The sequence below is a fragment of the Kamptonema animale CS-326 genome, assembly GCF_028330895.1.
GTDB lineage: Bacteria > Cyanobacteriota > Cyanobacteriia > Cyanobacteriales > Microcoleaceae > Kamptonema > Kamptonema formosum.
In genome coordinates this window covers 1-15,759 of record NZ_JAQMUA010000109.1, presented here as the reverse complement: position 1 = coordinate 15,759, position 15,759 = coordinate 1, and the positions used below count along the sequence as shown (strand labels likewise).

At 44.3% G+C, this 15,759-nt stretch carries 9 protein-coding genes; 6 read left to right on the top strand and 3 right to left on the bottom strand.

Going from position 1 to position 15,759, the window contains the following annotated elements; all coding sequences use genetic code 11:
• Positions 1–325: 325 nt before the first annotated feature.
• Positions 326–3,148, top strand: a complete 2,823-nt coding sequence (locus PN499_RS06220; RefSeq protein ID WP_272030823.1) for a hybrid sensor histidine kinase/response regulator — start codon at positions 326–328, stop codon at positions 3,146–3,148.
• Between the two features lie 62 nt (positions 3,149–3,210).
• The gene (locus PN499_RS06215; RefSeq protein WP_272030822.1) at positions 3,211–3,471 is read left to right on the top strand and encodes a MoaD/ThiS family protein; all 261 of its coding nucleotides are present in this window, start codon (positions 3,211–3,213) and stop codon (positions 3,469–3,471) included.
• Between the two features lie 259 nt (positions 3,472–3,730).
• Here the strand turns inward: PN499_RS06215 and ilvN are convergent, their stop codons facing one another.
• The 3 genes from ilvN to PN499_RS06200 form a co-directional block, all read right to left on the bottom strand.
• Positions 3,731–4,249 carry an acetolactate synthase small subunit gene (gene ilvN / locus PN499_RS06210; protein ID WP_019487064.1) on the bottom strand — a complete coding sequence of 173 codons (519 nt, stop codon included), beginning with the start codon at positions 4,247–4,249 and terminating at the stop codon, positions 3,731–3,733.
• Between the two features lie 278 nt (positions 4,250–4,527).
• Positions 4,528–5,913: a cation:proton antiporter gene (locus PN499_RS06205; RefSeq protein ID WP_272030821.1), complete on the bottom strand. Its 1,386-nt coding sequence runs from the start codon at positions 5,911–5,913 to the stop codon at positions 4,528–4,530.
• Positions 5,914–5,968: 55 nt separating this feature from the next.
• On the bottom strand, positions 5,969–6,121 hold the full coding sequence (locus PN499_RS06200; protein ID WP_272030820.1) for a hypothetical protein: 153 nt from the start codon (positions 6,119–6,121) through the stop codon (positions 5,969–5,971).
• A gap of 489 nt (positions 6,122–6,610) precedes the next feature.
• Here PN499_RS06200 and PN499_RS06195 point away from each other — a divergent pair, with 489 nt between their 5' ends.
• The 4 genes from PN499_RS06195 to PN499_RS06180 all read left to right on the top strand — a co-directional run.
• Positions 6,611–12,448: a HAMP domain-containing protein gene (locus PN499_RS06195; protein ID WP_272030819.1), complete on the top strand. Its 5,838-nt coding sequence runs from the start codon at positions 6,611–6,613 to the stop codon at positions 12,446–12,448.
• Between the two features lie 223 nt (positions 12,449–12,671).
• Entirely contained in the window at positions 12,672–13,499 is an 828-nt protein-coding gene (locus PN499_RS06190) for a CheR family methyltransferase (protein WP_272030818.1), read from the top strand.
• Positions 13,471–14,178 carry a chemotaxis protein CheB gene (locus PN499_RS06185; protein WP_272030817.1) on the top strand — a complete coding sequence of 236 codons (708 nt, stop codon included), beginning with the start codon at positions 13,471–13,473 and terminating at the stop codon, positions 14,176–14,178. The genes PN499_RS06190 and PN499_RS06185 overlap by 29 nt, the downstream gene beginning before the upstream one ends.
• 7 nt (positions 14,179–14,185) lie before the next feature.
• The coding region (locus PN499_RS06180; protein WP_272030815.1) for a hybrid sensor histidine kinase/response regulator at positions 14,186–15,759 on the top strand (1,574 nt) is incomplete at its 3' end.

Below are 15,759 nucleotides of genomic sequence, written 5' to 3'. Positions count from 1 at the left end.
GTCAAGTAAAAATAAGAACAACCTAAAGATATCTGTAAACCGACAATGTATATAGATAAGACTGCTAATTCGCCTGCTAATTACTATAAAACTTTACAAATTCTGGAAACAATATCAAGGCTCATAAGCGTCATAACTAACTATAATTACGATTGCGAGAGCGGGAAGCACTTAAGTAGCAATACTTAGCGAAACACTGCGGCTGCTAACAAAATCACTATAAAAAATAGAGCAGTTTTTAAGAGTTACTTCCTCAACCTCGTTTCAGTAAATACTAGGAAAAATTTAAACCCACAACCCATTATCTCTGGAGAAACATTGATAAATGTTACAGACTTCTGCAACCAATTTATTATCAAACCGTTACCAAAAAAAAGAAGTTTCCCTACGTCTGATCCTAGTCGTACCATTTATCTTGCAAATCTTTGCTGCTGTCGGCCTAACGGGTTGGTTGTCAGTACGCAACGGACAAGAAGCTGTTAATAATGTCGCCACTCAACTCCGCAGCGAAGTTTCCGAGCGCATCAATCAGAAACTCAACGAATACTTAGAAGCTCCCCATCTAGTCAATCAAATCAACCTCAAAGCAGTGCGACTAGGCTACCTTAATGTTAAAGACTTGGCAAGCCTAGAGCGCTACTTCGGACAGCAAGTACAACTATTTCCTACCGCAGGCTCCATTATGTTTGGCAGTCAAAAATATAATGGGTTTATTGGCGCATTAAAACCCAAAAAAGATGTTTTACAAATCATGGAAGCAGGTAAACTTACAGGAGGTAGCATTCGATTTTATGATATTACCAAGAGCGGAAAACGGATCGCCCTAGTTCAGGAAAAAGCCAACTTCAATATAGAGGCAAGACCCTGGTATATGGCCGCCGTGAAAGCAGGTAAACCAGTCTGGGGTGAAGTGTTTTCCTATCACGCTTTCCCAGAAATGGTGTTGCCGGCTAGCGCTCCTCTAATTGACAATAACGGAGAAGTGATTGGGGTATTTGCCGACCATTTTTTTCTCACCCAAATTAGTGACTTCCTCAAAAGCATAAAAATCGGTCGTTCCGGGCAAACTTTTATCATTGAGCGTTCGGGACTAATCGTTGCTAGTTCTACCCTAGAACAACCATTTTTGGTAGAAAATGGGCAAGCGAAACGCATCAATGCAGCTAACAGCAACGATCCTTTATTTCGCTCTGCTATACAGCAATTACAACAACGCTTTGGCGACCTCAAACATATAGACCAGCGAGAACAACTTGACTTTTGGCTGGATGGTAAACGACAATTATTGCAAGCACTACCTTATCAAGACGTTCGCGGTTTAGACTGGCTAATTGTAGTGGCTGTTCCTGAAACAGACTTCATGGAACAAATTCATACTAATACCCAAACAACAATTTTATTATGTTTAGGAGCTTTGACATTAGCTACCATTTTTGGCATCTTAACCGCACGCTGGATTACCAACCCAATTCTTCGTTTGAGTGCCGCTTCTAGAGCGATTGCGAGTGGAGACTTAGACAACAATGTGGAAATTAAAGGTATCAAAGAACTAGAAGTTCTCGGTCAGTCTTTTAACCTAATGGCACAGCAGTTACGAGAATCTTTTAAGGCGCTTGAAAAGACAAATTCAGAACTAGAAATTCGTGTAGAAGAACGTACCGCCCAACTCACGGAAGCTAAAAAAATTGCTGATGCCGCCAACCAAGCTAAAAGCGAATTTTTAGCGAATATGAGCCACGAATTGAGAACTCCCCTTAATGGCATTTTAGGGTATGCTCAAATCTTGCAAAGATCGAAAACGATGGCTCCAAAAGAACTCGAAGGCATCGACATTATGCACCAGTGTGGCTCCCACTTACTAACCCTGATTAATGACATCTTAGATCTGGCTAAAATTGAAGCACAAAAATTAGAGCTATACCCCAAAGATTTTCATTTTCCTTCCTTTTTGCAAGGAATGACAGAAATCAGCCGCATTCGAGCCGAACAAAAAGGCATTACCTTTGTTTATCAACCAAGTTCTGAACTAGCTCCTGGCATCCACGCTGACGAAAAACGCTTACGTCAGGTACTTCTTAACTTACTAGGCAATGCAATTAAATTTACCGACTCTGGAGCGGTGACTTTTAAGGTAGAATATCTGGAAGTTGTGACAAATGAAAGAGTACAAAACAATAAGCAAAAGCCCCTCTCGCGCATCCACAAAATCCGCTTTCAAATAGAAGATACTGGCGTTGGGATGACACCAGACCAATTAGATAAAATATTTTTGCCATTTGAACAGGTAGGAGATACCAAGCGCCAGGCGGAAGGAACGGGACTAGGTTTGGCAATTAGCCAGAAAATTCTGCAAATGATGGGTAGTAAGATTCAAGTGAAAAGCCAGTTAGGAGCAGGAAGTGTTTTTTGGCTAGATTTAGACTTACCTGAAGCGCTAGATTGGGCGAATACAGCCACAATTGCCAAAGGAGGAAAAATTATTGGCTACAAAGGTAAGAAGCAGAAAATCTTAGTCGTCGATGATAAATGGGAAAATTGTTCAGTCATTGTCAATCTGTTGGAACCCCTTGGATTTGAAATCATAGAGGCTAAAAATGGTCAAGAAGGTTTAGAAAAAGCAGCGGAGTTTAAATTCGATCTAATCATCTCTGACTTGGTGATGCCAGTGCTAGATGGCTTTGAGATGATGCGTCGCCTCCGCCATTCGCCAGAATATAAAGATGTGGTAATCGTTGCCTCATCTGCTAGCGTATTTGCTAATGACCAGCATAAAAGTTTAAAGGGCGGAGCAAATGATTTTCTCGGTAAGCCTGTGCAGGCAGAGGAACTATTTGAGATGTTACAGAAGTATTTGAAAATTCACTGGATTTATGAAGGAAGAAAGCAGGAAGAAATAAGCGCTATTTCCCTTTCCTCTGCGCCTCCATCGGTTTCTGTCTCTCTAGTTCCTCCCCCCAAAGAGGAAATTGAACTCCTGTTTGAGCTGGCAATGAAGGGCAACCTCAAAGGAATTCTGAAGCGTAGCGAACAGCTAGAAAAGTTGGATGAGAAATTTATGCCGTTTGCTATAGAGTTGCGCCAGTTAGCCATGAGCTATCAGGTCAAAAAAATCAAAGAGTTGATTGTATCCTACAGAGGAGAAAAATAGGGACTGGTTTCCTGGTTGCCATCGCCTTTAAAATTAATATAGTTCTTAAACGCGATCGCAGAATGCCCAACTCACAGATAACTATCACTGTTAAACTCTTCGCCATTTACCAAGAAGTCTACGGTAAGCCGGAATTACAGTTAGAAATTCCCTCACAAACCTCTGTCTCTCAAGTCTTAGAACGTTTGATAGCAGAACATCCCAAATTAGAACAGTGGCGCGATCGCACTCGCTTTGGGGTTAATCTTGAATTTGCTACACCTGAAACTATCCTCCAAAACGGCGATGAAGTCGTCCTTATCCCTCCCGTCAGTGGCGGTTAAAAGAGGGGCTACGATGCTCAGGGCTAGGGGCTAGGGGAAGAAGGGGAAAGGGGGAGATGAGGGAGATGGGAAGAGAATCAATGGTTTGGGCCATAAGTGAGTGCCCTAACTGTCTTGGCGGTTGCTATAATCACCTAAAATTGCTGAATTTATTAGCAGTAGATGGGAGAGTGAAAATTAAGATTGGATGAGAGATTCAGCAAACCCGCTCCAACTCTCCCTGAACACCGTTAACCGTTAACGGTTAACAGTTAACAAATCAAACCTTTGCTTCCAAAGACTTAAGAAACTCAGTATTTACGCCTGATTCCCGCGTCAGAGAAACTTTACCAGTTCGAGCAATTTCTTTAATGCCAAACTTATTTAACACCTGAACAATTGCCACCATCTTACCCGGATCGCCTACCACTTCCAAAGTCAGGGAATCTTCGCCAATATCCACAACTCGTGCTCTAAAAATTTGAGCTAATTCCACAATCTCCGATCGCGTCGCGCTAGTAGCATTAACCTTCATCAACATCAATTCTCGCTCGACACAGGGAATTTCCGTTATATCCTGCACTTTCAGCACATTAATTAACTTGTATAGCTGTTTAGTGAGTTGTTCAATAATCCGGTCATCTCCGGGTACTACCATCGTAATCCGAGAAAACCCGCCTTGCTCCGCCGGGCCAACAGCCAAACTCTCAATATTAAAACCCCGTCGGGCAAATAAACCAGCAATTCGAGTGAGGACACCCGCTTCATCTTCAACCAAAACCGAAATAGTATGTTTCATTTTCCTATCAAGACTTGCTGCGTGCGGTTCTGTTGAAGCCAATCTGCACAACCATTTTACCTGCACGTAGTTATTTTATCCTGAGTGGTCAGTAGTCAGGTGAGCGCTGCTAATACAATATTTCTCACGCCGAGATCTAAGTAAGGTGGGTGCTGCGTAAGGTGGGCGCTGCTAATATAATATTTCTCAGGCCAGGGTCTAGTCATAGCAGCGCCCACCCTACAGACTGCTATTCGTACCAGGAGGGAATTTGCAGCGCCCACCTACAAAATGCAGCTTTAAACAGGCGTTTCTGACTTCACCTCACCCGCCCCATCCTTAAACACGACTCGTAACAGCGGAGGCGCGATAAACGTCGTCAGGATGACCATCATAATAATCGCAGCTTCCAAGGGTGGTGAGATTACCCCACTAGCAGAACCGACTCCTGCAAATACTAAACCAACTTCGCCTCGCGGAATCATACCAACGCCGATCGCTAAACGATTAATATTCCCTTGACCCCAAACTACTGCACCAGTGACAACTTTGCCCAAAATCGCAACTACAATTAGGAAAATTGCGACGATCAGACCTTCTCGATTAGCTGGAACTGCTGGGTTAAGTACACCCAAATTAGTTTTAGCACCGACGCAGACAAAGAAAACTGGCACCATGACATCTGCGATCGGTTCTATTTGCTTTTGTAGTTCTTTGCGTTTATCTGTTTCGTCAAAGACTAAACCGGCCGCAAAGGCTCCTAAAATGGCTTCTAAGTGGATAGCAGCACCAATGTAGGAGAGCATAAAGGCGAAAATTAGAGCAGGAATCACCAATTCACCGCGAGTCTTAATTTTCTCCGAGATGGCTACAAAAGATTTATTGAAAACATTTCCTAGCAGAATTGCCCCCACTAGAAACACAGTGGAACTGATAATCAGATAAATGACATTCGTCACATCTACTTCACCAGTTTTAGCCAAACTAGCCACCACAGCCAGCACGATGATACCTAAAACGTCATCAATTACAGCCGCGCCAACAATAATTTGACCTTCCTTAGAAGTGAGTTGGCCTAATTCAGATAGAACCTTGGAAGTAATGCCAATACTCGTCGCCGTTAAGGCTGCACCTGCGAAAATTGCGGGGATAGCAGGTACTCCAAACAGTGTCATCAAACCCACAGTACCGGCAGCAAAAGGTACTGCCACTCCTACAAAAGCGACAATGGTTGCTTGGGCTCCTGCTGCTAGTAATTCCTTTAAATTTGACTCCAAACCTACTTCAAACAGGAGGATAATCACGCCCAATTCTGATAAGACGGAGATGACTTCACTCTGGAGTTGAAAAGTAGCCGGTGCTGCATCGGGGCTCAAACCAGCAGTTAGCTGGAGAAAGTTCATGATGAGAGAGTCAGAACTATTTACCGATCCTTCGGGAAATACCAGTAGGTGTAGGGCGGAAATTCCCACAAGTACGCCGCCAACTAATTCGCCTAATACAGGGGGGAAACCTAGCGCATTAGATAACTCCCCGCCAACTTTGCTGGCAAGGTAAATCACCACTAAACTCAACAGCACTCCTGCAAGTACCATTGAGGGTTCTGCCTCTGTTGCTGTGGCCAGCAGAGGCGACAACAAAAATTTTGGGGTTAACGAGGTTAGCCAGGTAATGGAAATTGCCATTAGTTCCGCAGAAATGCAACCTGTTTAATTTATCAGGAATATTGGCTGTTAACAGTTACTGGTTAACAGTCAGTGGTTTCAAGGACAACCGACTGGGGTCAATATCTGGCGATCGCACCTTTTCTGCTAATTTTTGGGCCCTAGGTTCCGCCTTTTGGGTTCTCTGTTGCTGCTGCTGTCCCCTAGTTTCTGGATTTGGCGATCGCATCACGCTTCTTACCCAACCCCTAACCCCTTCTTCAGCCCCTTCTTACAAAAAAACCCCTCCTAGCAGCTAGGAAAGGAGATCGGAAGCGACAGGCGCACTCCGCGCTTCCGACAGTCCAATATGGTTTAACAAGGTTTGTTGACTTGCCTGTTGTGTCTCTGATTATTACAGACCCAAACTTCAATGCTCAAGAGGGTAATTGCAATAGTCCACTTTTGATAAATGGGAAGGCGAGGGGAGAGGTAGGGGCGATCGCAGGATAGGGAGAATCGGGGGATAGGAGAACAAATTTAATTTGATAATACCAGGGATCGGAATTGTCATCCACCTTTTGACAGAAGCAACCAGCTAGTACCTTAGTCCGATAATAGCAATAATATCATTCCCAAAAATTCATTAGAGCTAGGGCAAGACCCACCCTCGCCCCTACTGCAAACCATCAACTTTTAGCGTCGGGAAACCCCTTATAACTCGTAAAAGGTAACATTTATGTCAACTGCACAGATAGCCAAGGTCAATTCCGATAATCTTTATGCCAAACAGCTACTCAGAACCTTAGTCGCTGTCAAAAAAGGGGATTTCTCAGTTCGGATGCCTATAGACCAGACCGGTCTTGCAGGGAAAATTGCTGACGCACTTAATGATGTTATCGAACTTAATGAAAGAATGGCAGCCGAACTCGACCGGATTGGCACGGTTGTTGGTAAAGAAGGCAAAATCGCGCAGCGGGCAAGCATCGGCAACGCTGAGGGTTCATGGTCAGCTAGTGTCAATTCTGTCAATACCCTAATTACAGATTTAGTCCAGCCGACCTCGGAAACTGCTAGAGTAATTCGGGCCGTAGCCAAAGGAGATTTATCGCAAACTATAGCTTTAGAAATAGAAGATAGACCCCTAAAAGGAGAATTTCTTCAAACTGCCCAAATTGTTAACACAATGGTAGACCAGTTGAGTTCCTTTGCATCGGAAGTAACGCGGGTGGCGAGGGAAGTAGGAACTGAAGGGAAATTAGGGGTACAAGCTGAAGTTAGAGGAGTTGCAGGAACTTGGAAGGATTTAACAGATTCAGTTAACTCAATGGCGGGTAATTTAACAGCGCAAGTGCGGAACATTGCGGAAGTGACAACTGCGGTAGCAAATGGAGATTTATCTAAGAAAATTACTGTCGATGTGAAAGGGGAAATTCTGGAACTGAAAAACACGATTAACATCATGGTGGATCAGTTGAGTTCCTTTGCATCGGAGGTAACGCGGGTGGCGAGGGAAGTAGGAACTGAAGGAAAATTAGGGGTACAAGCTGAAGTTAGAGGAGTTGCAGGAACTTGGAAGGATTTAACAGATTCAGTTAACTCGATGGCGGGGAATTTAACAGCACAAGTGCGAAACATTGCGGAAGTGACAACTGCGGTAGCAAATGGCGACTTATCTAAGAAAATTACTGTAGATGTTAAAGGGGAAATTCTGGAACTGAAAAACACTATTAACATCATGGTGGATCAGTTAAATTCCTTCGCTTCGGAAGTAACGCGGGTGGCGAGAGAAGTAGGTTCAGAAGGTAAACTTGGCGGTCAAGCAGAAGTTAAGGGAGTGGCCGGAACTTGGAAGGATTTAACGGATAGCGTTAACTTTATGGCGGGCAGTTTAACAGCGCAAGTGCGGAACATCGCGGAAGTGACAACCGCTGTGGCAAAAGGCGATTTATCTAAGAAAATTACCGTAGATGTTAAAGGGGAAATTCTGGAACTGAAGAACACCGTTAACACGATGGTTGACCAGTTAAATTCCTTCGCATCGGAAGTAACGCGGGTGGCGCGGGAAGTAGGAACTGAAGGGAAATTAGGCGTACAAGCTGAAGTGCAGGGAGTCGCGGGAACTTGGAAAGATTTAACGGATTCAGTTAACTCAATGGCGGGGAATTTAACAGCACAAGTTCGTAACATTGCTGATGTGACAACCGCTGTGGCAAATGGCGACTTATCTAAGAAGATTACAGTACAGGTTAAAGGGGAAATTCTCGAACTGAAAAACACCATTAACGTGATGGTGGATCAACTTAATTCCTTCGCATCTGAGGTAACGCGGGTGGCGAGAGAAGTAGGTTCCGAAGGTAAGCTGGGCGGGCAAGCGGATGTCCGAGGCGTAGCAGGAACCTGGAAGGATTTAACGGATAGCGTTAACTTTATGGCAGGCAGTTTGACAGCGCAAGTCCGAAATATTGCGGCTGTGACGACGGCGGTAGCAAATGGCGATTTATCTAAGAAAATTACCGTAGATGTTAAAGGGGAAATTCTGGAACTGAAGAACACCGTTAACACGATGGTTGACCAGTTAAATTCCTTCGCATCGGAAGTAACGCGGGTGGCGCGGGAAGTAGGAACGGAAGGGAAATTAGGGGTACAAGCTGAAGTGCGAGGAGTTGCTGGAACCTGGAAGGATTTAACGGATTCAGTTAACTCGATGGCGGGGAATTTAACAGCGCAAGTGCGGAACATTGCAGAAGTGACAACTGCGGTGGCCAATGGCGATTTATCTAAGAAAATTACTGTGGATGTTAAAGGCGAAATTCTGGAACTGAAAAACACGATTAACATCATGGTGGATCAGTTAAGTTCCTTCGCCTCGGAAGTAACTAGAGTTGCAAGGGAAGTGGGAACGGAAGGTAAATTAGGCGTGCAAGCTTACGTGCGGGGTGTAGGGGGAACTTGGAAAGATTTAACCGATAATGTTAACTTGATGGCGGGGAATTTGACGGCGCAGGTGCGGAATATTGCGGAAGTGACGAAAGCGGTGGCAAATGGGGATTTATCTAAGAAAATTACCGTCGATGTCAAAGGCGAAATTCTGGAGTTGAAAGATACTATTAACGTGATGGTGGATCAGCTTAATTCCTTCGCATCTGAGGTAACGCGGGTGGCGCGGGAGGTAGGAACTGAGGGTAAATTGGGCGGTCAAGCTGAGGTGAAAGGAGTTGCGGGAACTTGGAAAGATTTAACGGATAATGTTAACTCGATGGCGGGGAATTTGACAGCGCAAGTGCGGGGAATTGCGAAAGTCGTGACGGCGGTAGCGAATGGCGATTTGAAGCGGAAATTAATGCTGGAAGCTAAGGGAGAAATTGCAACTCTGGCAGATACGATTAACGAGATGATCGATACGCTGGCGACGTTTGCGGATCAAGTTACGACAGTGGCGCGGGAAGTAGGAATTGAAGGGAAATTAGGAGGCCAGGCGAAAGTTCCGGGTGCAGCGGGGACGTGGCGAGATTTGACGGATAATGTGAATGAATTGGCGGCGAATTTGACTACTCAGGTGCGCGCGATCGCAGAAGTGGCAATAGCAGTAACCAAAGGCGATTTAACCAGGTCAATTTCCGTCGCCGCTGAAGGAGAAGTTGCCATTGTTAAAGACAACATTAACCAGATGATTGCGAATCTCCGGGAGACAACGCAGAAAAATACCGAGCAAGATTGGCTGAAAACAAATCTCGCTAAGTTCACTCGAATGCTACAAGGTCAGCGGGATTTAGAAACTGTTTCTAAACTAATTCTCTCGGAATTAACACCTCTGGTTTCTGCTCAGCATGGCGTTTTCTTTATGATGGACTCTATGGAGCACGATCCCTTTCTCAAACTGTTAAGTACCTACGCTTACCGCGAACGCAAAAACTTAGGCAATAAATTCAATTTAGGCGAAGGTTTAGTAGGGCAATGCGCCCTGGAAAAAGAGCGAATTCTGTTAACAGAAGTCCCGGATAATTACGTTAAAATTAGTTCGGGATTGGGAGAGTCTACGCCACTGAATGTCGTGGTTTTACCTGTGCTGTTTGAAGGACAGGTAACGGCAGTAATTGAGCTAGCTTCGTTCCGCCGCTTCAGCGAAATTCACTTAACATTCCTGGATCAACTCACAGAAAGTATCGCCATTGTTTTAAATACAATTGCGGCAAGTATGCGGACGGAAGAGTTGCTGAAACAGTCGCAATCTTTAGCAGAAGAGCTACAAGCTCAGCAAAAGGAACTCACAGAAACTAACAAGCGGCTAGAACAGCAAGCGCAGTCGCTAAGAGCATCTGAAGAACTGTTGAAGAGCCAGCAGGAAGAGTTGCAGCAGACGAATGAGGAACTAGAAGAAAAAGCCGAATTACTAGCGCTGCAAAATCAGGAAGTTGAGCGGAAAAACCGAGAAATTGAACAGGCGAGGAGGTCGCTGGAAGAAAAAGCCGAACAGTTGGCTCTCACTTCCAAATACAAGTCAGAATTTCTGGCAAATATGTCTCACGAGTTGCGGACTCCGCTAAATTCGCTGCTGATTCTCGCCAGATTACTTTCGGAAAATACTGATGGCAATTTGACTCTCAAGCAAGTTGATTACACGCGCACAATTTACTCCGCAGGAACCGATTTGCTAGGGCTGATTAATGACATTTTGGATCTTGCTAAGATTGAATCGGGCACGATGTCAGTGGAAATCGAGCAAGTGCTATTTACTGACTTGCGAGATCATTTAGATCGCACCTTCCGCCAAGTTGCACAGGATAAGAAGTTGAGTTTCCTAATAGAGTTGGGCGGGGCGGTGCCAAAAGGTCTTTATACAGATGCAAAACGCCTGCAACAAGTCTTGAAGAATCTGCTCTCGAATGCGTTTAAGTTTACAGAGCGGGGTGAGGTAAAATTGAGCGTGGAAGTGGCGCGGGAAGGCTGGAGTTTAGAGATAGAAACTTTAACCAATTCGGCTACTGTTTTGGCTTTCTCAGTTAGCGATACCGGCATTGGTATTTCTCCTGAAAAACACAGGGTTATTTTTGAGGCTTTCCAGCAAGCTGATGGCAGCACTAGCCGTAAATATGGCGGCACGGGTTTGGGTTTGTCGATTAGCAGAGAGATCGCTAATCTATTAGGTGGAGAAATTCAATTGACGAGTCACCCTGGGGAAGGGAGTACGTTCACGCTTTATCTGCCCCAAACTTACCAAGAATCGCGGATGATGAATAACAGGACATTGGGAGCAAATGACAGGCAAACCGCCCAATTGCCCTCTGCTAATTATTCACTATCGCCTGTTATTTCTTCCGCAGCTACTTCCCCCAATTTCCAATTACCGGCACCTTACCCGTCGCCTTCCATCTCAGACGATCGCGAAAATATTGAGGATGGCGATCGCGTGCTTTTGATTATCGAAGATGATGTAAATTTTGCCCGCATTCTTTTAGATATGGCGCGGGAACATGATTTTAAAGGTTTAGTGGCTTTGCGGAGCGATATCGGTTTGGTGATGGCGCGAGAGTTCAAGCCAACGGCGATTATGCTGGATCTAAATTTACCTGTGATGGATGGCTGGACGGTACTCGATCGTTTGAAGCACGATCCGAATACGCGCCATATTCCCGTTCACATTGTATCGGTTGAAGAAGGGCGACAACGCGGTTTACAGTTAGGTGCGATCGCGTACCTCCAAAAACCTGTCAGCAGCGAAGCGCTGAGTAAAGCTTTGACTGATATTAAGGGTTTTGTAGAGCGGCAAGTGAAAAATTTGCTGGTTGTGGAAGACGACGAAACGCAGCGTTTCAGCATCATCGATTTAATCGGGAATCACGACGTTAATACAACGGCAGTGGGGAGTGGCGCAGAGGCGCTAACAATTTTGAATTCTGGACATTTTGACTGTATCGTTATGGATCTAGGGCTACCAGATATGAGTGGGTTTGAGCTCATTGAGCTGATTAAGCAAGATGCAAATTTGAAAAGTTTGCCGATTATTATTTACACCGGAAAAGAGTTGAGCCGAGCAGAAGAAATTCAACTCAAGCGGATGGCGGAAACTATCATTATTAAAGATGTGCGATCGCCAGAGCGCCTGTTAGATGAAACGGCTCTCTTCCTGCACCGAGTCCAGGCAAATTTGCCGGAACCAAAGCGTCAAATGCTAGAGCAACTCTATCAAACTGATTCTACTCTCATTGGCAAAAAAGTCTTGATTGTAGATGATGACGTGCGAAATATTTTTGCTCTCACGAGTATGCTAGAACGCCATCAAATGCAAGTTATGTATGCAGAAAATGGTAGAGATGGGATTACTGTCTTGCAAAACTCACCTGAGATCGATATTGTGCTAATGGATGTGATGATGCCAGAAATGGATGGTTACGAGACCATGCAAGCAATTCGCAATATACCTCAATTTGGTTCGCTACCAATGATCGCTCTGACTGCTAAAGCCATGAAAGGCGATCGCGAAAAGTGTATTGACGCTGGTGCGTCTGACTACATTACTAAACCTGTCGATACCGAACAGTTAATCTCACTGTTGCGCGTTTGGCTTTATCGATAATGGTTAGTTATTAGTTGTTAGTTGTTAGTTTTTGTTATGAGGGAGCGGTAGAAAAAAACAAAGTGGAATAATCGCAAGCGATCGACTCGCTAAAAAATCAAAAATCAGCAGACAAGCTAAATTCCTCCATGAATTACTTAGAAAGTGCTGCAAAAAAACAACGTGCCAAGGATAAATAATAACCAACAACTAACAACTAACAACTAACAACTAACAATTTCCAATGAACAACGGCCATGAACTTGAAACAATCGAAATTCAGCTCCTACTAGAGGGAATGTTTCGCTATTATGGATTCGATTTTCGCAATTATGCTTTTGCTTCTCTCAAGCGTCGAATTTGGAATACTATTCGCTCGGAAAGCCTCAATAGCGTCTCTGGACTTCAGGAAAAGGTACTTCATAATCCGGCATATCTAGACCGCTTGCTCCTCGGTCTTTCTGTGAATGTAACGGCTATGTTCCGCGATCCTAGCTTTTACATTACTTTCAGGAATAAAGTTGTACCGTTGCTACGTACCTATCCTTTTATTCGCATCTGGCACGCGGGATGTTCAACCGGGGAAGAAGTCTATTCTATGGCAATCTTGCTACAGGAAGAAGGACTTTACGATCGCTGTAGAATTTACGCTACGGATATGAATGAAGTAGTGTTAAAAAAAGCAAAGGCGGGAATATTTCCGCTGAAACAAATGCAAGAATATACTCAGCTTTACCAGCAAGCGGGTGGAAAAAAATCATTTTCAGAGTATTACACGGCTGCCTATGACAATGCAATTTTTCGGACTTCGCTCAAAGAAAATATTATCTTTTCTCACCATAACCTCGCAACGGATAGTTCTTTTAATGAATTCAATGCGATTTTTTGCCGAAATGTGTTGATTTATTTCAATCCATCCCTCCAACAACGGGTACATAAGCTATTGTATGAGAGCCTCGGAATGTTTGGAGTTTTGGGACTCGGACATCAGGAGACTCTCAATTTTACCCCTTATCAGAAACACTATGAGACGATAGAAAGCCGTGAAAAACTTTACCGGAGAGTTAAATAAGATAAATTTTGAAATAGTTGTTGTTGGCACTTCTTTGGGAGGGTTAAATGCTCTGTCTGTGCTGCTAGCTGATTTGCCAGCAACCTTTCCCTTGCCTATCGTTATTGTGCAACACCGCCACAAAAATTCTAACAATATGCTGCTGGATTATTTACGGCGGCAAAGCTCTCTCCGAGTGACAGAAGCGGAAGACAAAGAGCCAATCTTACCGGGAATAGTTTATTTGGCTCCTGCTGACTATCACTTGCTAATTGAATCCCCCGATGACGGTGAATTTAGCGTGCAGGAAAACTATTTGATAACATTGGCGAACGATTCAAGGGAAGCTATTCACAATCGACTATCTAAAATTCAAAATCGTGGCTCTCCTACATTCGCACTATCAACTGAGGCTCCCATCTCTTACGCGCGGCCTTCAATTGATGCACTGTTTGAGTCTGCTGCTGATACTTTTGGTGAGAAAACAATTGGCATAATTCTAACAGGAGCAAGCGGCGATGGAAGTCAAGGACTGGCAAAAATTAAAGCTGAAGGAGGATTGACATTTGTACAGGAACCAGATTCGGCTGAATGCCGAGTAATGCCAGCAGCGGCGATCGCAACTGTTGAAGTAGACTGGATTTTACCTCTATCAAAAATCGCTCCCTGTTTGGTCAATCTGCTAACAATTAAAGATTAAAAAAACTATGAATATCCAGCATGAAGATAAAGTAAATGTACTCTTAGTTGACGATCATGAAGAAAACTTGCTGGCTCTGGAAGCTATTCTCAACAGTACCTCTTACAATTTAGTAAAAGCAAATTCAGGTGCGGAAGCTCTGAGATGTCTGCTTAATGAAGATTTTGCGGTAATTCTGCTCGACGTGCAGATGCCGGCAATGGATGGATTTGAGACAGCAACATTGATTCGCTCTAGAGATCGATCGCGCTTAACTCCCATTATTTTTATCACTGCATTTACCAGTAATGATTCTCAAGTTTTCAAAGGTTATTCTTTGGGGGCGGTGGATTATCTTTTTAAACCGATTGAAGCGGAAATATTGACATCAAAAGTGGGGGTATTTGTTGAATTATTTCAAAAAACAGTTGAGGTTAAGCGCCAAGCAGCAGAGCTAGCTGCTGTGAATACGGAACTGAGTAAAAGTGAAGAGCGGTTTCGGACGTTGAGTGCTTGTTCGCCGCTGGGAATTTATCTCGCTGATGTACAAGGTCGCTGTACTTATATTAACCCGCGTTGTCAAGGAATTTGTGGGTTAAATTTGGAGGAAGGTTTGATAGATGTTTGGCAGCGATCTGTTCATCCCGAAGATCGCGATCGCGTGGTAGCAGATTGGTTGGCATGGATGGAAACTGGTCAAGAATATTCCCAGGAGTTTCGATTAAATGCGAACGGAAGTATGCGCTGGGTTCATGTGCAGTCGTCGCCCATGTTTTCGGATTTGGGCAAACCGATCGGTCATGTTGGTACAATTATCGATATCACAGACCGCAAGCAAGCAGAGGAAGAGCGAGGAAGGTTAATCGGCGAGCAGGTGGCGCGGCATGAAGCTGAGAGAGCGAATCGGATGAAGGATGAGTTTCTCGCTATTCTCTCTCACGAACTTCGCACTCCTTTAAATGCAATTCTTGGCTGGTCTAAGTTACTTCGGGCTAAAAAATTCGATCAGCCAACGATTGATAAAGCTCTAGAAACAATTGAGCGTAATGCTAAATCTCAAGCGCAACTGATCGAAGATATTCTAGATGTTTCGCGGATTCTGCGGGGCAAGCTAAATTTAAATTTGCATCCGATTCCGTTGGGGTACGTGATTGAGGTGGCAATTGATGCTCTGCGGCCATTGGCTGAGACGAAATCAATTGCAATAGAATTTGTCTGTATTTCGGATATTGGTCAAGTTATAGGCGATAGCGATCGCTTGCAGCAAGTGGTTTGGAATTTGCTATCAAATGCGATTAAGTTTACTCCCGAAGGTGGCAAAGTAGAGGTGCGATTAGAATTAGTTGCCGACTATGCGGAAATTCAGATTATAGATACGGGAATTGGTATTGCTGCTGAATTTCTCCCTTATGTTTTCGATCGCTTCCGCCAAGCTGATAGCACTACAACCAGGTGTTACGGGGGTTTGGGATTGGGACTGGCGATCGTCCGCCATTTGGTGGAACTGCACGGCGGTACAGTTAGCGCTGAAAACAACAGCAACGGTATCGGGGCGAAATTTACGGTTTCTCTGCCGATCGCAACTTGCGAGCTCCCCCGCCT